Here is a 17484-nt window from a genome sequence, read left to right as displayed (position 1 = left end):
GATCATGCGTTGGGTGGGGAACGATGCCGAGGAGTCATCCGCGCGTGCCCGGCGCGAACCCGGTTCTGAGGACTCGGCCCCGAAAGACAGCGCCGACCCTCGGTCCTGGTGCGCGGTTGCGGCTACCAGGCTCGGCCGCGACCAACCAGAGGCGGCGCTGGAGGCCGCTCGTCAGGCGGTGGATCGTGAACCGCACGGCGAGTGGGGGCACCGCCTGGCGAGCCTCGCCCTGGAGCGCCTGGGCCGCGACTCCGAAGCGGTCGACTCGGCCCAGGAGGCGGTGCGGCTCGCACCGGGCTCCTGGGCCGCGCGGCTGCGCCTCGCCGGCGCGCTGCGGCACCTTCCCGGCCGCTGGCGCGAGGCGTGGGCGGAGGCCCAGACGGCCGTCAGGTACGCCCCTGAGGAACCCGGCCCGCATGCCCTGTCCGGGGATCTCGCGCTGGCGCGAGGCGACCACCGGCGGGCGGCGGCCGCGTATCGGGCGGTGCTGCGCCGCGATCAGGACCATGTCGGGGCCCGGGTGAACCTGGGCCTCACCTTTCTCGGCTGGGAAGCCCCGGGCGTCCACCACGACCCGGCCTGGGACGTCGACCCGGCCGAGACCGGCCGGGCGAGAAGAGCGTTGGAGGTCTGGTCCTGGCAGGTCAGAGGGCTGTTGGCGATCGCCATGACAGCCGTCGCCGTGGCCGCGCTGGGTTTCGACCTGCACCTTCAAGCGCAGATCGGCGGCGCGCTCGTGCTGGGCGGCGTGCTCGCGGTGACGCTCCGGCAGGCCGGAAAAATCCGGATCTGGTCGCACGTTCCCGCCATGCTCGGCCGGGATCTGTGGCTGAGCGTCGCGGTCTCCGTGGCGTTCTTCGTGATCGCCGCGTACGTGGTCGGCCTGGCCACCCTGCCCGAACGGGACACGATCGGCTGGGCGTGGTCCGGGGCGCTCGGGCTGGTCCTGTTCAACCCCGTGGCCGTGGGGCTGCTCTGGTTGCTTGTGGAGGCGTGGCGGGGGCGCCCGGTGAAGGCGCTGACCGAGTTCGCCCTGGCCTCCAGCTCGCGGGTGGCCCGGCGGAACATGGACGTGGCCTTGTGGATCATCGCGGGGCGGGCCTGGTGGGGACTGCTGGTCCTGTCGGTGCTGCCGGTCCCCCGGATCGCGCTGGCCGCACTGGCGGTGCCGGCGGCGATGGTGCTGGTCGGCCGCAGGGCCAACCTGCGCGGGGTGGTACGGCGAGACCGCTGGCTGGTGGGCGCGCTGGGCTTCCTGGTGGCCTCGGCGATCTCCCTGGCGGTGGCGGGTGTAGTCCAGGAGATGGCCCGGGCCTGGCAGGGCGCCTGGCTGGCGCTGCTGGCCGTGGCGGTGGCGTTCTGCGCGCGGGCGGCCCGGGCCCGGTGGCGGGGCACGCCCGGGCCGTGGCGGGCCGCGCTGACCCGGGTCGAGCTGCCGACCGGGGACATCAGCCCGTCCTCGGACCTGACCGACGAGGTCAGGCACGCGGTCACCTTCTCGCGCAGCGTGGTGCTCTCCTACACCGGCCCGGACGGCCCCCGGTCGATCGCGGTGAGCGCGGTGACGTCGGTGAGCCGGTCGGGCGAGCTGCGCGTGATCGCGGGCGAGGAGGCGTGGGAGGCGGTGGACCGCGACCCCCGGGTGGCCATTTTCGTCGGCGATCCGCGGTTCTGGGCGGAGGTGACCGGGGTGGCGATCGCCGACAACGACGTGCTGCGGATCACGCCCAGGGACGTGATGGTGCGCGAGTACCCGGGCCGGCAGGCCCGGGTCCGCAGCTGATCGAGGTAGCTAGTCGAGGCCGTTCCTGGCGATGACCTCGCGGTACCAGTGGGCGCTGTCCTTGGGGAGTCGTTCCAGGGACTCGTAGTCGACGCGTACCAGGCCGAAACGCTTGTGGTAGCCGCGGGCCCACTCGAAGTTGTCCAGCAGCGACCAGACCAGGTAGCCGCGCAGGTCGGCGCCCTGCTGGATCGCGTTGTGGGCGGCCCGGAAATGGCCGTCGAGGAAGGCGATCCGGTCGGTGTCGGCCACCCGGCCGTCCTTGACCACGTCGTCGTAGGCCGCGCCGTTCTCGGTGATCATCAGCGGGGTGCCGGGGTAGTCGCGGCTGAGCCGCAGCAGCAGCTGCTCCAGGCCGGAGGGGATGACCTCCCAGCCCATCTCGGTGGGCACGCCGTGCGGGGGCAGCCAGGCGATGCCCTCGCTGCCGGGATACTCCTCGTGCCCGGGCGAGGCGGGATCGGCGGCCAGCCGGGCGATCGTGTAGTAGTTCACGCCGAGCACGTCGATCGGCTCGAACGGCAGATCGTCCATGTCCAGATCGGCAAATTTCGCGATATGGGCGCGGACGTCGTCGGGGTAGGTTCCGCGCAGGACCGGGTCCAGGAAGAGGCGGTTGGCCAGGCCGTCGATGAGCGTGGTCACCTCGGGGTCGCCGACCGTCGGGAGCAGGTTGAGCGTGACGCTGACCTCGCCCGCGCCGCCCGCGCGCAGGACCTGCGTCCCCAGCGCGTGCGCGCGCAGCAGGTGGTGGGCGGCCGTGAACGCGGCGGCCGGATCGCTGACCCCGGGGGCGTGGCGGCCGGAGCCGTACCCGACGAAGGCCGAGACCCAGGGTTCGTTGAGGGTGGTCCAGGTGGCGACCCGGTCCCCCAGGCGGTGGTGGACGATCTCGGTGTAGTCGGCGAACTTCGCGGCCGTGTCCGGGTTCCGCCAGTCGAGTTCGGCGGGGAGGTCCCAGTGGTAGAGGGTGGCGATGGGCGAGATGCGGCGCGCCAGCAACTCGTCCACTAACCGGTCGTAGAAGTCCAGACCGGCGGCGTTGAACGTGCCGCCGGGCAGCACGCGCGGCCAGGACACCGAGAACCGGTAGGCGTGCAGCCCCAGGTCTTCCATGATCGCGACGTCCTCGCGATACCGGTGGTAGTGGTCGCAGGCGACGTCCCCGGTGTGCCCGTCGGCCACCTTCCCCGGCGTGTGGCTGAACACGTCCCAGATGGATGGTCCCCGGCCGTCCTCGCGCACCGCTCCTTCGATCTGGTACGACGCGGTGGCCGCACCCCAAACGAATCCTTGGGGGAAGTCGGCGATCCCAGAAGTCGGCATGGGATTGCCCGAAACAGTCAACGTGTGCTCTCCCTGATCGTCAGTCGTGGTTCCAGCAGCATGGAATCCGCGGGAAGGCCGTCGAGCTTGGCCATCAGCAGCCTAACCGCCTGATGCCCGACATCCTCGGCCGGAATGAGCACGGAAGTGAGCGCGGGACTCGCCCGTTCCGCGACGTCATCCGGGCAGATCGCCACCACGGAGACGTCTTCCGGAACCGATCGGCCAAGCGCGCGCAAGGCGGCCAGGACGTGCCCGACCGCGGCCTCGTTGTGCACGACCAGACCGGTCAATCCGGGATGCTGATCGAAGAGGAGCTTCACGGTCTCGGCGACCTCGTCGTAGGTCTCCTCGCACGGCACCGCGACCGATTTCAGGTCCTTCGCCGCGGCCGTGAACCCCGCCAGCGTGCGCTCGGCGAAACCCGTGCCCCGCTCGTAGACCACCCGGGGCGCGCCCAGCAGCGCGATCTCGCGATGCCCGCCCGCCGCCAGATGTTCGGCGCACAGCGCCCCCGCCCGCGCGAAGTCCAGGTCCACGCAGGTCAGCCCGTCCGCGTCGGCCGGGAACCCGATCAGCACGCTCGGCTCGCCCAGCTCGCGCAGCAGCGGCACGCGCGGATCGCGCACCTCCACGTCCATCAGCAGCAGCCCGTCCACCAGGGCGCTCGCCGCCACCCGCTGCAGCCCCTCCGGGCCCTCGTCGGCGGTCATCAGCAGCACGTCGTGGTCGAACTGCCGGGCGGTGGCCACCACCGAGGTGGCGAACTGCATCAGCACCGGCAGGTTCATGCCCGCCCGCAGCGGCAATACCAGCGCGATCACATTGGCCCGCTTGCTGGCCAACGCCCGCGCGCCCGCGTTGGGGTGGTATCCCAGCGCGCGCACGCTCTCCAGCACGCGCTGCTGGGTGGTCGCCGATATCGCCCGTTTGCCGCTCAGCACGTACGACACCGTGCTGACCGCGACTCCCGCGTGCCTGGCGACGTCGGCGATGGTCACCGTACGCACCTTCCTCACCGGCCGAACCCGAGCGTGCGCACCGTGACTCCCTCGTTCTCGAACACCACATAAAGATCGCGCACGCCGGTCGCGGGCGAAAGAGCCGTGGCCGCCTCGACGAAGTCGTGACCGCCCGCCGTCGGCCGGACCGTGACCGTGCCGAGGACCTCGCCGTGCAGGGGATCGTCCAGGCGGAGCGTGAGCACGCCGCCCTCGGTGCTGGCCGCGCTCAGCACGGCCTGCTCCGGCTTGCCGTCCAGGTCGGCGTCGCGGAACACGATCCAGGCGCCTGGCCCGGCCGAGCGCACGGCGTCTCCCCGCTCCCTGGCGGCGTCACACAGCACTATTCCGTCGTACTCGTCATGGTCGGCCGCGTCCAGTGCGCGCAGGTCCCGGGGCGGCACCCGTTCGCCCTTCACGGTGAAGGGCGCGCACAGCCGGATGTCCCGGCTGGAGGAGCCGACGTGCACCTTGTGGGAGGCGTCCTCGATCGCGAAGCGCCCCCGGGTGACGTCCCAGAACGCCAGGTCCTCGATCGGGACGCCGATCTCGACGGTACGGCTCTCGCCGGGCTCCAGCCGTACCTTCTCAAAGCCGCGCAGGGCGCGGACCGGCTGCTTGACGCGGGAGCGCTGCTGGTGGGTGTAGACCTGCACGACCTCCTCGCCCGCGCGCCAGCCGGAGTTCGTCACGGTGACCCGCACGGTCAGGGTGTCGCCGGGGCCCAGGTCGTCGCTGGACAGGGTGAGGTCGGCGTAGGTGAAGCGGGTGTAGCTGAGGCCGTGGCCGAACGGATAGAGAGGCGTGCCCCGGTAGTACAGGTATGTCGCGTCGGTGGCGATGATGTCGTAGTCGAACAGGTCGGGCAGCTCTCCGGCCGAGCGGTACCAGGTCTGGGTGAGGCGGCCGCCCGGGTCGGCGTCGCCGAAGAGCACGTCGGCGAGGGCGTGGCCGTATTCCTGGCCGCCGTGCGAGGACCAGAGGATCGCGGGCACGTGCGCGTCGGCCCAGGTGACCGCGAACGGGTAGCCGCTGGAGACCACCAGCACGGTCGCCCTGTTCGCCTCGTGCACCGCCCTGACCAGCTTCTCCTGCCCCTGCGGCAGGGCCAGGTCGGCCCGGTCCTCGGTCTCCCTGCCGTTGACCAGCGGGTGGTCGCCGACCACGACGACGGCCACGTCGGCGTCCGCGGCGGCCAGCGCGGCCTGCGCGGCGCCGCTCTCGACCAGGTCCACGACGAGCAGGGTGGCCGCGTCCGGGTCGTCGGTGAGGCGGAGCGTGCCCTGGTCGGCGGTGACGTACTGGTCGGTGGAGATGTGGCGGAGCACGAGGCCGCGGAAGCGCTCCTCCATCCGGAAGGTCTGCCTGACCTCCCAGCCGTTCGGGCCCGGCTGGTCGTTGACCAGCACGCCGTCCTCGCCCACGCTGACGTGCCGGCCGTTGGCGACGCTGCGGAACGCGTAGGCCCCGCCGCCCCAGTCGAACACGTCGAACTCGGCCGAGGCGCCGATGCCGAGCGGGCCGCCGATGGGGTCGGAGGTGGCGCTGACGTAGCCCTCCTCGGCGCGCAGCGTGATGCGGTCCACACCCTCGCAGTAGACCGTCTCGCACCGCTCGGCGACGCCGTTCCTGGCCGTCACCCGGTACGGCAGGGTGCCGCTGTACCAGTCCTCCAGCAGCACGTCGGCCAGCGGGCCGATCACCGCCACCCGCTTGGGCGCGCAGAGCGGCAGCAGGCCGTCGTTCTTGAGCAGCGTGATCGACTGGCGGGCCGCCTCCCGAGCCAGGCGCTGGTGCTCGGTGCAGTTGACGACCTCCTCGCCGATCTCCTCCTGCGGTTCCACCGGGTCGAACTCGCCGAGCCTGGTCCGGATGGACAGCGCGTGCCGGACCGCGGTGTCGATGTCGGCCTCGGTGATCAGGCCTCGGTCGAGGGCGGTCCTGAGATGACCCAGCGTGGCTTCGGGGTTCGCGTCGTCCTGGGTGAAGCTGTCCAGACCCGCTTTGAGCGCGTGCGCATACGCCTCGGCGGGGTCGGCGTAATAGGCCTGCATGCCGAACAGGTTCGCGGGGGCGTATGCGTCGCTGACCACCAGGACGTCCTCGCCGGTCCACGTGCGCAGGACGTCGTTGATCAGCGGGGACAGGTGCGCCGGGCGGCCGTTGACCAGGTTGTAGCTGGGCATCACCGCGACCGCCGCGCCCGACTCGATCGGGGGGCGGAAGGCGCGCAGCTCGTATTCGTGCAGCACCCGGGGTGGCAGGTTGCTGGAGCTGACGCAGCGGTCGGTCTCGTTGTTGTAGGCCAGGAAGTGCTTGAGCGTCGGCGCGGTCTTCAGCACGGGCCCGTCCCCGCGCAAGCCCGTCGCGTACGCGGTGCCGAGCACGCCGGTCAGCCACGGATCCTCGGAGTAGCCCTCCTCGTTGCGCCCCCAGCGCGGATCGCGGAGCGGGTTCACCACCGGAGCCCACACGTTGCGGCCCGCCCCGGCCGGGTCCTTGCGGTGGAAGGCGAGCACCTCGTCCGCGGTGGCCGCGCCCACGCCGCGCACCAGCTCCGGGTTCCAGGTGCTGGCCAAGCCGATCGCCTGCGGGAACACGGTCGCGGGGCCGAGCCAGGCCAGGCCGTGCAGCGCCTCGGTGCCGGTACGGAACGGCTTGAGCCCGAGCCGGTCGACCGGTGCCTGGTACTGGTGCAGCAGGCCGATCTTCTCCGCCAGCGTGAGCCGGGCGAGGAGATCGCCGACCCGGGTCTCCGTGGTCAGCCGGGGATCGCGGAACGGCTCGGACATTGGGATCCACCATCCTCATGTGTCGAAGCGCTTCGATGGGCGGGCGAAAGAAGGCGCTTCTTTCGAAGCGCTTCGATAGGTTTCACCCAGATGAAATCGGGCTAACAACCGAAGGGTCCCGCCTGACGAACCTCCGGTCAAGACCCATTTGTCGGGGCTAAGTCAGGGCGGGCAACCGTCCCGAGTCGACCGAATCGAGGACCCGGGCCGCGGCTCCGAGCGCGCCCGCGCCGTGGCCGAGGGTGGAGACGACCAGGCGGCAGCCGCCGCCTCCGGGCGCGATCGAGCGGCGGAACATCTCCTCCTCCGCGCGCTTGTGCACCCAGGGCGCCAGCGTCACGAAATATCCCCCGAGCACGATGACCTCGGGATTCAGGGTGTTCGCCACGATCGCCACGCCCTTGCCGAGATTGTGGCCGACCGAGTCGAGCAGGGCGAGGATCTCGGCGTCGCCCGCGCGGGCCCGCCGAAGCACCTCGTCGAGCTCGGGTTCCAGCTCCGACGGCGACACCCCTGGCGCGAGGATCGCCCCGATCCCGGCCATGGCCTCCAGGCAGCCGTGCCGGCCGCACTGGCAGAGCGGTCCCGCCGGGTCGATCTCGATGTGCCCGATCTCCCCGGTGTAGCCCTGGCCGCCCCGCCGCAGCCGCCCGTCCATGATCACGCCCGCGCCCACGCCGACCTCGCCGGTCAGGTAGACCAGGTTGCTCACGCCGCCGTGCGGGCCGAAGCGGAGCTCCGCCAGCGCGCCCAGGTTGGCGTCGTTGTCGACCATGACCGGAAAGCCCGGATCGCGCATCGCCTTGGTCAGGTCGCCGCACAGATCGACGTCGCGCCAGCCGAGGTTCGGCGCGAGCCGCACTGAACCGTTCACGTCCACCAGGCCCGGCACCGCGACCGTGAGGCCGAGCACCTGGCGGGCCTCCTTCGCCATCCGGCTCACCACGCGGCGCGCGATGGCGGCGATTCCGGCCACCGCCTGGCCCGCGGAAGCCGTGCCTCCCGAGAAGGATCGGCGCCAGGACAGCAGCTCCTCGCCCTTCAGGTCGACCGCGACCGCCGTCAGGTAGTCCACGTTGACCTCGATGCCGATCGCCGCGTACGGCGAGCCGTCCAGCACCAGCATGGTCGCCGGGCGGCCCACCCGGTTCTCGGTGAGGCCGGTCTCGCGCAGCAGGCGCCGGTCGATCAGGTCGGCCACCAGGCTGGAGACCGTAGCCTTGTTCAGGCCGGTGGAGGCGGCGATGTCCGCGCGGGAACAGGGTGAGTTCTCGCGGACGAACCGCAGGACGACGGCCAGGTTGGTGGCGCGGACGTCGGTGAAGTCGGCCGGCTGAGGCCCGTGGTGCGATGTCTGCGGTGTGATCAAAAGTCAGCCCCGTTCCTGCTCGGGCTCATCATGCCTCATGTGCCCCCGATCCGGCCTCTGTCATCAATCTGTGATCGGGTCCCGAGGGTCCCGCCGGGAGCGAAACCTTGTGGTAACCGCAACCCTGGACTAATTTGTTTGGTCGAAAGACGAACTAACTCTATCGCGTGGATGTCGTTCTCCAACACCCCTCTTCGCACGTACGAACCTAAAGGAAGGGAGCGCGTCGTGACGCAATCCCCCACCAGGCGCGGGTTCTTAGGGCTCGTCGCCCTTACCGCCCTATCCGCCTGCGCGGCCCCCTCCGGGCCCAAGCCGGGCGCGGCCAAGGCCACCGCCGCGGCCATGGACAAGCTCACCGCCCTGGTCCCCAAGTACGTCCCGCTCCAGCTCGTCAAGCCCGACATCACCAGCAGCGTGCCGGGCTTCGGCCGGGACGGCTTCCTCAAGTATCCGGCCACGCTCGTGGACTCGATCACCGCCAAGCCCGGCAAGGGCGGCACCTACAAGGTCATGGTGCCGACCTGGAGCCCCTTGCCGCCGCCGCTGGGCAGCAACTCCTACTACGACGCCGTCAACACCGACATCGGCGCCACCATCGACTTCAACTACCTCGACGGCATGACCATCCACGAGAAGCTGCCCACCCTGCTGGCCGGAGGCGACGTCGCGGACGTGACCACCGTGCCCGGGTGGGCGCTCACCGCCGTGCCGGACTACTCCAAGGCCGTGGACGGGCTGTTCGAGGACCTCACGCCGTACCTGGCGGGCGATATTTCGTCGAAATATCCGGCGCTGGCCGCGATTCCCACACTGGCCTGGCAGTACTCGGTCTTCGGCGGCAAGCTCAAGGCGGTTCCCGCCTGGCCGACGCCCATGTTCGGCCTGGTGCTCTTCCACCGCAAGGACCTCTGGGACAAGTTCGGCCTGGGCGCCCCCAAGTCCGCCGACGAGCTGTTCGAGATGGGCAAGCAGATCACCGACGCCAAGGAGAAGCGCTGGGCATTCAGCGACATCTTCGAGATCATGCGCGAGATCTTCCGGGTGCCGCGCAAGTGGCGCAAGGAGGGCGGCAAGCTCGTCCACGCGTACGAGACGCCGGAGTACGAGGCCACGGTCGCGTGGATGCGCAAGGTCGTCGACAACGGTCTGGTGCACCCCAACGTGCTGTCCGCCAAGCAGGCCGCCGACGCCAAGGAGCTGTTCAAGTCCGGCCAGATCCTGGTGGCTTCGGACGGCTTCAGCTTCTGGGCCGAGACGCTGATCCAGATGTCCAAGGAGGACCCCGGCTTCTGGATGGAACCCCTCCCGATCTTCGGCGGGGACGGCGGGAAGCCCGAATACCGGGTCAACCAGGACCCGAGCTACACCTTCATCAAGAAGGGCACCCCCAAGGAGAAAATCGAGGAGCTGCTCGGGCTGTTCAACTACTTCTCCTCCCCCTTCGGCACCCAGGAGCAGCTGCTGTTCAACAACGGCGTCGAGGGCAAACACTTCACCCGCGACGCGAGCGGCGCGCCGCAGCAGACCGAGCTCGGCCCCAAGGAGATCGTCGGCAGCTACGTCTGGCTCGGCGGGCGGATCGACCCGATCTTCGAGTCGCAGGCCCACCCGAACTACGTGCAGGCCGCCACCACCTGGTGGAACTCGGCCGTGCAGGTCCGGCACCAGGACCCGTTCGACGGCATCCGGGTGCAGGAGCCCGGCGACTTCACCGCCGCGGTGAAACCCTTCGAGGACAAGGTGACCGACATCATCCGGGGCCGCCGCGACGTCAGCACGCTGTCCCAGGCGATCGACGAGTGGCGCAAGGGCGGCGGCGACGCGGGCCGCGAGTTCTACCAGAAGGTCCTCACCGACAATGGCCGTGCTTAGGAGCCGCTCGCGGAGCCGTACAGACTCGGGACCGGCGGGTGACCTGACCTCACCCGCCGGCCCCGGCCCTCGCCGCAAGATGCCCTTCCTCGCGCGGCTGCGGCGGGACTGGCAGCTCCTGGTGATGACGCTCCCAGCGGTCGGCCTCGTGCTGGTCTTCCACTACGTGCCGACCCTGGGCAACGTCATCGCCTTCCAGGACTACACCCCGTACGACGGGATCAGCGGCAGCCCCTGGGTGGGTCTGTACAACTTCCAGTGGCTGCTGTCCGACCCCGAGTTCTGGCAGGCCCTCCGCAACACGGTCACGATCACCACATTCCAGCTGATCTTCTACTTCCCCATCCCGATCGCGCTGGCGATCCTGCTGGACAGCGTGCTCTCCCGGAAGCTGCGCCTGTTCATCCAGGGCATCGTCTACATGCCGCACTTCTTCTCCTGGGTACTGGTGGTCAGCCTCTTCCAGCAGATCCTCGGCGGCGCCGGACTGCTCGCCCAGACGCTGCGGCAGCACGGGCACGAACCCTGGGACATCATGACCAACCCGGACGCGTTCATCGTCCTGGTCACCGCCGAGTCGGTCTGGAAGGACGCGGGCTGGGGGACGATCATCTTCCTGGCCGCGCTGGCCGCCATCAACCAGAACCTCTACGAAGCCGCCGCCGTCGACGGCGCGTCCCGGTGGCGGCGCATGTGGCACATCACCCTGCCCGGGCTGCGCCCCGTCATCCTGCTGCTGCTCATCCTGCGCCTCGGCGACGCGCTCAACGTCGGCTTCGAGCAGTTCTTCCTGCAACGCGACGCGGTCGGCTCGCACGCGGCCGAAGTGCTCGACACCTTCGTCTACTGGCGCACCCTGATGACCGGCGCGTGGAGCTACGGCGCCGCAGCGGGCCTGTTCAAGGGCGTCGTCGGCCTCATCCTCATCGTGATCGCCAACAAGGTGGCGCACAGGTTCGGCGAACAGGGAATCTACAAACGATCATGAATAACCGACCGACCTGGCAGGAGCGGCCCACCCTCTTCGGGCTGACGCTCAAAGGCTTCACGCTCACCGTCATCGTGCTGGTCATGATCTACCCGATCTACGTGGTGATCCTCACCAGCCTGTCCACCGCCTCAGCCGTCACCGCTGCCGGCGGCCTGGTGACCCTGCCCACCGACCTGTCCCTGGACGCCTACCGCGAGCTCTTCGGCGGCGGCGTCGTCACCCGCGCCGTCCTGGTCAGCACCGGCGTCACCGTCGTCGGCACCGCCGTCAGCCTGGGCCTCACCATCCTGGCCGCCTACGGCCTGTCCCGCACCAATTCGCTGTTCCACCGCCCGCTGCTGTTCCTGTTCCTGCTGACCTTCCTGTTCACCCCCGGCATGATCCCCGCCTACCTGATGGTCCGGGAGCTCGGCCTGATCGACAGTTACTGGTCGCTGATCCTGCCGTCCGCGATCAGCGCCTTCAATCTGGTCGTGATGCGTGCCTTCTTCATGAACATCCCCGGCGAGGTCATCGACAGCGCCCGCATCGACGGCGCCGGCGACTTCCGCATCCTGGGCCGCATCGTCCTCCCCATGTCCAAAGGCGTCACCGCCGTCATCGGCCTCTTCTACGCCGTCGGCTACTGGAACGCGTTCTTCAACGCCGTCCTCTATATCAACGACAATTCCAAATGGCCGCTCCAGCTCATCCTCCGCCAGTACGTGCAACAGGGCATGGACCTGGTCCCCAACACCCGCACGTACGACTCCGCCGCCGGCGCCCTTCCCCCCAACCTGGCCATCAAAATGGCCATCATCGTGGTCGCCCTGGTGCCCGTTTTGATCATCTACCCCTTCGTCCAGAAACACTTCACGAAGGGGGTCATCATCGGCGCGGTGAAGGGCTAGCTTTTGGAAGCCTTCCGCATAGGTGTCATTGACTTCGATCAGTCGTCAGTCGGCGAAGCGGGCTACTCGGCGGAGTTTGTTCATGGCGTCGAGGGCGGCGACCTTGTAGGACTCGGCGAGGGTGGGGTAGTTGAAGACCGCGTCGACGAGATAGTCGATGGTGCCGCCGCAGCCCATGACAGCCTGGCCGATGTGGATGAGTTCGGTGGCGCCGGTGCCGAAGACGTGGACGCCCAGGAGGGAGCGGTCCTCGGCGGAGACCAGGAGTTTGAGCATGCCGTACGTGTCGCCGATGATCTGGCCGCGGGCGAGTTCGCGGTAGCGGGAGATGCCGACCTCGAAGGGGATGCTGGCGTCGGTGAGCTCGTCCTCGGTGCGGCCGACGAAGCTGATTTCGGGGATGGTGTAGATGCCGATCGGCTGGAGCAGGTTCATCGCGTTCACCGGCTCGTCGCAGGCGTGGTAGGCGGCCAGCCTGCCCTGTTCCATCGAGGTGGCGGCCAGGGCGGGGAAGCCGATGACGTCGCCGACGGCGTAGATGTGCTTGACGGAGGTGCGGTAGAACTCGTCGACGGTGATCCGGCCGCGCCCGTCGGCGGCCAGGCCGGCGGTCTGGAGGGCGAGGTTCTCGGTCATGCCCTGGCGGCCGGCCGAATACATGACGGTCGAGGCGGGGATCTTCTTGCCGCTCTCCAGGATCGTCAGCGCCCCCCGCTCGCGGCGTTCCACAGCGGCCACGGTCTCGCCGAAGCGGAAGGTGACCGCGAGGTCGCGCAGGTGGTATTTGAGCGCCTCTATCACCTCAAGGTCGCAGAACTCCAGCATGCGGTCGCGCCGTTCGACCACGGTGACTTTGGTGCCGAGGGCGGCGAACATGGAAGCGTACTCGATGCCGATCACGCCCGCGCCGACCACGACCATCGAGTCCGGCACGTGCTCCAATTGCAGGATGCCGTCCGAGTCGATGATCGTGTTGCCGTCGAACTCCACCGTGTCCGGGCGGGCCGGACGGGTGCCGGTGGCAATGATGATCTTATCGGCGGTGACCTTCGTCTCCCGGTTGTGGTCGTCGATCACCGCGATCGTGTGCGGGTCCACGAAATGCCCTGATCCGGTGAGTACGGTGACGTGGTTGCGGGACAATTGGTTGCGGATCACCTCGACCTCGCGGCCGACCACGTGCTGGGTCCTGGCTGTCAGGTCGGCGATGGTGATCTCTTCTTTGACTCGGTAGTTGCGGCCGTACATCTCGCGCTGGCTGAGGCCGGTCAGATAGAGCACGGCCTCGCGCATGGTCTTGGAGGGGATCGTGCCAGTGTTGATGCACACTCCCCCGATCATGTTCCGTCGTTCGACGATCGCCACCCGGCGTTCCAGCTTGGCCGCGGCGATCGCGGCCTTCTGCCCACCGGGTCCGGAGCCGAGTACAAGCACATCAAAGTCGCTCACACCGCAAGTGTGAGCCGTGAGCGCAGTAGGGTGAAGACCCTGACCGCCCTTCACCTGACGAATGACGATTCGTGAGTTGATGGCTACTTCGTTGGAAATATCCGGCGGGTGCAATCGAGGGACAAGCAATCGTCAAGCGCGTACCGGAAAGATCCCAGCTATGTGGAGAGACACCCCTGAATACCTCGGCGAGCTGCTCATCTGGGAGATCGAGGACTACCTCACCGCTCAGACCGCCCAGCCCGAGCGGGCTCGGGTGGCCTTCATCCGGCTTGCCGACGAGTGGGCGGCGGCGTCGATCGGGGCCGAACTGGAGACGGGCGGAAGCTTCTACGCGGCCGCCAAGCGCGCAGACTCGCTCGGCATGACGATCCCCGGCGACATGTTCGGCGTGGTCACCCGCGACGAACATCCCGAAATCTTCAAGGCCGTCCCGGGCACGACGTTCCCGCCGGTTGCCGACGGGGATGGGTACGTCATCATCCGGTTGGTCGCCTTCGAGCCGTAGAGCATCTCGCCTGAATCCAATCCAACCACCGACATATTCCACCAAGGCGATTAGCTGCGTCCGAAATGTCCAATTCCTTGAAAGTGCTCAAAACCCACCATTACTGCAACTAAATGTGCAGGTCAGCGAGTGTGCTCCCCGCGCACGCGGGGATGGTCCTTGTACATGGACGCGGCCGGCGGCGTCGTGTCGTGCTCCCTGCGCTGGTCCAGGCCCTTGTCGGCACAGAAGGGTGCTCCCCGCACGCGGGGATAGCCCCTCCTCCCCGCTTCGCCCAGCTCGCCGGGCGGTGCGTCGACGGCGCCGCAAACCGCTCAGTCGCACAGAATGTGATGGCACCCACTGTTCGGCCACTGGCCGCTCTTCATCCAATAGAGCGTACTTCTTGATGTATTAAATCCTACCCCTCACCTAGGTCGATGGGTAGGATTTGATGCATGGGGCCAGGGGAGGATCGGGCGTTTGAACGGTTGGCGGCGTTGCCGCCCACGTTTACCGCTGCCCAAGCGCATCGTGCTGGAGTCTCCTCCCGCAGCCTTGCCCTGCTGGTAGCTGGTGGAAGGCTCGATGAGCTGTCGCGAGGGGTCTACCGCCAAGCGGATGCTCCCGAAACCGCCCACCTTGATCTGCTTGCCGTGTGCACGCGGGTACCCCGCGCGATCATCTGCGGGGAGTCGGCCCTTGTACTTCACGAGCTCATCGACGACATACCTTCCGCTGTCCACATCGCTGTGGCCCGCGGCAGTCATCGCCCATCGATTTCCTATCCCCCTGTTGTGGTGTCCCAGTACGCGGCCGGCACCTTCGACCTCGGCCGCGAAGAGTTCCAAGCCGCCCCCGGAGAAAAGATTCCCGTGTACAGCGCCCCTCGGAGTGTGGTCGACGCGATGCGGCATCGCCATCTGATCGGAGAGAGCCTGGCGCTCTCCGCGCTCGGCCGGTATCTACGCACCCGCGGTGGTTCCGCGGTCAATGACCTTCAAGATATGGCCGAGAAACTCAACGCGATGCCAGTGATCCGTCCAGCGGTCGAGGCGGTGCTGGCCTACGCCAGGACGATGAATATCACGGGCTCCGGCTCTCCATGGCCTCCAACATTGCCCGTGCCCGGTTGAAGCTCCAGCTGGATGTCAGCTTCGGCGACCCGATCACACCCGCGCCTCAGCTCATCGACTATCCCCAGCAGTTGGCCGGTGGGAGCTTCCAGGTGTACGGATGCCCTCTCGCCACGGTCATCGCCGAGAAAGTCGTCACGGCGGTATCCGGTGCCCTCAATACTCGGGACCGGGATTACGCGAACCGCTGAGTTCTCGAATCAGCGATCTGCCCGTGCGACGGCAGTCCTCGTACTCAGCCTGGATACGACGACAAGGTCCGGCTGGCGCCGCTCACCCGCAGAGCTTCGCCGAACTGGCAGATCTTGTCGTCGCGTTCGCGGACCCTCTCGTGGAGGGTCAAGCTGCTGGGCGTACTTGGGAGGCCGAACGCAAACATGGAACTGAGCCTGAAGTCAGACCCACATCGCATCCGAGCGACCTGTCCTCCCCGCGCGGGGATGGTCCCTACACGCAGCAAACCGAGGCGTGATGGGTGCGGTGCTCCCCGCGCATGCGGGGAGGGTCCCAGCATGCTTTCGTCGAGCTCGGCGATCTTTTCGTGCTCTCCAGCGCATGCGGGGATGGTCCCGCTACCCAGGAGTTCACCCGCGAAAAGTGGGTGAGCTCCGGCTCCACGTGGCCTCCTGACGGATGGTCCTACCATGAGCTGAGGCGTTTGGGCTGGCGTCGGGGTGTGGGAGGTGGGGCGTGGTGGGGGTTATGAGTCCGCAGGAGGATGAGAATCGGCGGCTGTTGCGGGCGCGGGATGCTATGGATCGTGATTATGCGAAGCCGCTGGATGTTCCTGCGGTGGCTGCCGTCGCGTTCATGTCGGCGGCGCACTTCAGTCGGACCTTTCGGGCGGTCTTCGGGGAGACGCCGCATCGGTACTTGCAGCGGCGGCGGATCGAGCGGGCTATGGCCATGCTGCGGGAGACAGCGGTGCCTGTCACCGATGTGGCGCGTGAGGTTGGGTTTGAGAGTCTCAGCAGCTTCACCCGTACGTTCCGGTCGATCGTCGGTGCCTCGCCTACCGAGTTTCGTGCGAAGGCGGTGCCGCTCTCGGCGCCGATCTGCTTCGTGAAGGCCTGGTCGAGACCGAGCAGTTTTGGACAAGCCGGATTTGGGGCCAGCCCCTAGCCTGGGCAGCATGTTCAAACAAATCAGCATTCACTCTGTACGCGTGCTCGACCAGGACGAAGCCCTGGACTTCTATGTCGGCAAGCTCGGGTTCGAGGTCGCCAGCGACGTCGACATGGGCTTCATGCGATGGCTGACCATCGCGCTGCCCGGCGACCCCGGCCGTGCGATCCTGCTGGAGGTGCCCGGTCCGCCGGCGCTCAGCCCTGAAGTGGCCACCCAGGTGCGCGACCTGGTGACCAAGGGCGCGATGGGTGTCGCGGCCATCCTCACGACCGACGACTGCCAGAAGACCTACGAAACGCTGAAGGCGCGGGGGGTCGAGTTCACCGAGGAACCCGTCGTCCAGCCGTATGGCATCGACTGCGCGCTCCGTGACCCCTTCGGCAACCACATCCGCATCACCCAACTGGCCGAGACACCACGGGAGGTCGACGAGGGGGATATCGCGCGCTGGGGAGGCAGCCCTCAAAACGACTGATTGCCGCCAGAAGAAATCCCACCGCCGGGAACGCCACTCCTCACGAGGCAGGCCTCAAAACGGCTGGTTGCCGCAGGTCGCCTGGCCCCATCGGGGCTAGGGTCGATGTCATGAAGTTTCTTCTGATCATCTACGGCAACAAGGAATTCTGGGACTCGTTCCCCGCCGACGAGCGCGAGGCGATGATCGCCGAGTTCGATGCGTTCAACGCCAAACATATGAAGTCCGGTGAGCTCCTCGGCGCGTACGGCCTTGCCGACGTGACCGAAGCGAAAACCGTTCGCGTCCGGGATGGTATGCCCGTCGTCACCGACGGGCCATACCTGGAGGCTAAGGAGTACCTGGCCAGCACCTACCTCCTGGACGTCGCGGACGAGGCCCGCGCCCTGGAGATCGCCGCCGAACTGCCCGCGGCCGCCCTCGGCCAGGTGGAGTTCTGGCCGATCCTGCACGAGGCTTCGCCCTGATTCGCGGCTTCGCGGATCAGGTGCGGATCAGGTGTGGGCGCCGACGCGGTCGACGATGGCGGTGGCGCCGGCCTTGCGGGCGCAGTGGGCGCAGCAGAACCATCTGCCTTCGTCTTCGACGCCGTGGCCGACGATGCGACAGGAACAGTGCTCGCAGATGGGTGCCATCTTTGTGATCGCGCACTCGAAGCTGTCAAAGGTGTGGACCACGCCCTGGGCGTGGATCTCGAATGTCATGTCGTAGTCGTTGCCGCATACTTCGCAGGCCGCCATGGTTCCCCCTGATGTCGATGCTTACGGCGGGTTTGGTACCCG

General features: G+C 68.1%; 17 protein-coding genes. 10 read left to right on the top strand and 7 right to left on the bottom strand.

Annotated elements, in window-relative coordinates; translation table 11 throughout:
* The first annotated feature begins 13 nt into the window (after positions 1 to 13).
* Complete coding sequence (locus Aple_RS33375; RefSeq protein WP_155348712.1) at positions 14 to 1783, top strand: hypothetical protein; 1770 nt, start codon at positions 14 to 16, stop codon at positions 1781 to 1783.
* A 9-nt stretch (positions 1784 to 1792) separates the two neighbouring features.
* Here the strand turns inward: Aple_RS33375 and Aple_RS33370 are convergent, their stop codons facing one another.
* The 4 genes from Aple_RS33370 to Aple_RS33355 form a co-directional block, all read right to left on the bottom strand.
* A complete protein-coding gene (locus Aple_RS33370; RefSeq protein ID WP_155348711.1) occupies positions 1793 to 3109 on the bottom strand; it encodes a GH1 family beta-glucosidase in 1317 nt (438 codons plus the stop codon).
* 17 nt (positions 3110 to 3126) lie between these two features.
* Positions 3127 to 4110, bottom strand: a complete 984-nt coding sequence (locus Aple_RS33365; RefSeq protein WP_218038615.1) for a LacI family DNA-binding transcriptional regulator — start codon at positions 4108 to 4110, stop codon at positions 3127 to 3129.
* A gap of 14 nt (positions 4111 to 4124) precedes the next feature.
* Positions 4125 to 6902, bottom strand: coding sequence for a glycoside hydrolase family 3 protein (locus Aple_RS33360; protein WP_155348710.1), 2778 nt, complete (start codon positions 6900 to 6902; stop codon positions 4125 to 4127).
* A 157-nt stretch (positions 6903 to 7059) separates the two neighbouring features.
* A complete protein-coding gene (locus tag Aple_RS33355) occupies positions 7060 to 8271 on the bottom strand; it encodes an ROK family transcriptional regulator (protein WP_246264957.1) in 1212 nt (403 codons plus the stop codon).
* A 228-nt stretch (positions 8272 to 8499) separates the two neighbouring features.
* Here Aple_RS33355 and Aple_RS33350 point away from each other — a divergent pair, with 228 nt between their 5' ends.
* From Aple_RS33350 to Aple_RS33340, 3 genes are read left to right on the top strand one after another with little or no spacing between them, the layout of a single operon-like run.
* Positions 8500 to 10146 (top strand): type 2 periplasmic-binding domain-containing protein, encoded by a 1647-nt coding sequence (locus tag Aple_RS33350; RefSeq protein ID WP_246264956.1) that lies wholly within the window; start codon positions 8500 to 8502, stop codon positions 10144 to 10146.
* Positions 10133 to 11134, top strand: coding sequence for an ABC transporter permease (locus Aple_RS33345; RefSeq protein ID WP_155348708.1), 1002 nt, complete (start codon positions 10133 to 10135; stop codon positions 11132 to 11134). The genes Aple_RS33350 and Aple_RS33345 overlap by 14 nt, the downstream gene beginning before the upstream one ends.
* Positions 11131 to 12027, top strand: a complete 897-nt coding sequence (locus Aple_RS33340; RefSeq protein WP_155348707.1) for a carbohydrate ABC transporter permease — start codon at positions 11131 to 11133, stop codon at positions 12025 to 12027. The genes Aple_RS33345 and Aple_RS33340 overlap by 4 nt, the downstream gene beginning before the upstream one ends.
* Positions 12028 to 12072: 45 nt before the next feature.
* On the opposite strand, the gene sthA is transcribed toward Aple_RS33340, so the two are convergent.
* The gene (gene sthA, locus Aple_RS33335; RefSeq protein WP_155348706.1) at positions 12073 to 13476 is read right to left on the bottom strand and encodes a Si-specific NAD(P)(+) transhydrogenase; all 1404 of its coding nucleotides are present in this window, start codon (positions 13474 to 13476) and stop codon (positions 12073 to 12075) included.
* 160 nt (positions 13477 to 13636) lie between these two features.
* On the opposite strand from sthA, the gene Aple_RS33330 reads away from it, so the two are divergent.
* Positions 13637 to 13984: a peptidylprolyl isomerase gene (locus tag Aple_RS33330; protein ID WP_155348705.1), complete on the top strand. Its 348-nt coding sequence runs from the start codon at positions 13637 to 13639 to the stop codon at positions 13982 to 13984.
* 122 nt (positions 13985 to 14106) lie between these two features.
* Here Aple_RS33330 and Aple_RS55755 read toward each other — a convergent pair whose 3' ends face one another.
* Positions 14107 to 14229 carry a hypothetical protein gene (locus Aple_RS55755; RefSeq protein WP_281361633.1) on the bottom strand — a complete coding sequence of 41 codons (123 nt, stop codon included), beginning with the start codon at positions 14227 to 14229 and terminating at the stop codon, positions 14107 to 14109.
* Positions 14230 to 14421: 192 nt separating this feature from the next.
* Here Aple_RS55755 and Aple_RS33325 point away from each other — a divergent pair, with 192 nt between their 5' ends.
* The 5 genes from Aple_RS33325 (at position 14422) to Aple_RS33305 (ending at position 17169) form a co-directional block, all read left to right on the top strand.
* Positions 14422 to 15099, top strand: a complete 678-nt coding sequence (locus Aple_RS33325; protein WP_155348704.1) for a type IV toxin-antitoxin system AbiEi family antitoxin domain-containing protein — start codon at positions 14422 to 14424, stop codon at positions 15097 to 15099.
* Positions 15069 to 15290 (top strand): nucleotidyl transferase AbiEii/AbiGii toxin family protein, encoded by a 222-nt coding sequence (locus Aple_RS53715; protein ID WP_246264955.1) that lies wholly within the window; start codon positions 15069 to 15071, stop codon positions 15288 to 15290. Before Aple_RS33325 ends, Aple_RS53715 begins: the two co-directional genes overlap by 31 nt.
* 511 nt (positions 15291 to 15801) lie before the next feature.
* Positions 15802 to 16221, top strand: a complete 420-nt coding sequence (locus tag Aple_RS33315) for a helix-turn-helix domain-containing protein (protein WP_155348703.1) — start codon at positions 15802 to 15804, stop codon at positions 16219 to 16221.
* Positions 16222 to 16231: 10 nt separating this feature from the next.
* Complete coding sequence (locus tag Aple_RS33310; RefSeq protein ID WP_155348702.1) at positions 16232 to 16702, top strand: VOC family protein; 471 nt, start codon at positions 16232 to 16234, stop codon at positions 16700 to 16702.
* Positions 16703 to 16812: 110 nt separating this feature from the next.
* Positions 16813 to 17169, top strand: coding sequence for a YciI family protein (locus Aple_RS33305; protein WP_155348701.1), 357 nt, complete (start codon positions 16813 to 16815; stop codon positions 17167 to 17169).
* Positions 17170 to 17196: 27 nt separating this feature from the next.
* Here the strand turns inward: Aple_RS33305 and Aple_RS33300 are convergent, their stop codons facing one another.
* On the bottom strand, positions 17197 to 17442 hold the full coding sequence (locus tag Aple_RS33300; RefSeq protein ID WP_155348700.1) for a metallothionein: 246 nt from the start codon (positions 17440 to 17442) through the stop codon (positions 17197 to 17199).
* Positions 17443 to 17484 lie beyond the last annotated feature (42 nt).

It is taken from the genome of Acrocarpospora pleiomorpha, from assembly GCF_009687885.1.
In the GTDB taxonomy this organism is placed as follows: Bacteria; Actinomycetota; Actinomycetes; order Streptosporangiales; family Streptosporangiaceae; genus Acrocarpospora; species Acrocarpospora pleiomorpha.
This window is presented reverse-complemented; position numbering and strand designations above follow the sequence as displayed.

Excerpts from the sequence above, each read along its gene's own strand:
- Aple_RS33340 (WP_155348707.1), top strand. The coding sequence starts at position 11,131 with ATGAATAACCGACCGACCTGGCAGGAGCGGCCCACCCTCTTCGGGCTG.
- Aple_RS53715 (WP_246264955.1), top strand. The coding sequence starts at position 15,069 with ATGGCCTCCAACATTGCCCGTGCCCGGTTGAAGCTCCAGCTGGATGTC.
- Aple_RS33370 (WP_155348711.1), bottom strand. The coding sequence starts at position 3,109 with ATGCCGACTTCTGGGATCGCCGACTTCCCCCAAGGATTCGTTTGGGGT.
- Aple_RS33330 (WP_155348705.1), top strand. The coding sequence starts at position 13,637 with ATGTGGAGAGACACCCCTGAATACCTCGGCGAGCTGCTCATCTGGGAG.
- Aple_RS33305 (WP_155348701.1), top strand. The coding sequence starts at position 16,813 with ATGAAGTTTCTTCTGATCATCTACGGCAACAAGGAATTCTGGGACTCG.
- Aple_RS33300 (WP_155348700.1), bottom strand. The coding sequence starts at position 17,442 with ATGGCGGCCTGCGAAGTATGCGGCAACGACTACGACATGACATTCGAG.
- Aple_RS33325 (WP_155348704.1), top strand. The coding sequence starts at position 14,422 with ATGGGGCCAGGGGAGGATCGGGCGTTTGAACGGTTGGCGGCGTTGCCG.
- Aple_RS33360 (WP_155348710.1), bottom strand. The coding sequence starts at position 6,902 with ATGTCCGAGCCGTTCCGCGATCCCCGGCTGACCACGGAGACCCGGGTC.
- Aple_RS33310 (WP_155348702.1), top strand. The coding sequence starts at position 16,232 with ATGTTCAAACAAATCAGCATTCACTCTGTACGCGTGCTCGACCAGGAC.
- Aple_RS33315 (WP_155348703.1), top strand. The coding sequence starts at position 15,802 with ATGAGTCCGCAGGAGGATGAGAATCGGCGGCTGTTGCGGGCGCGGGAT.
- Aple_RS33345 (WP_155348708.1), top strand. The coding sequence starts at position 10,133 with ATGGCCGTGCTTAGGAGCCGCTCGCGGAGCCGTACAGACTCGGGACCG.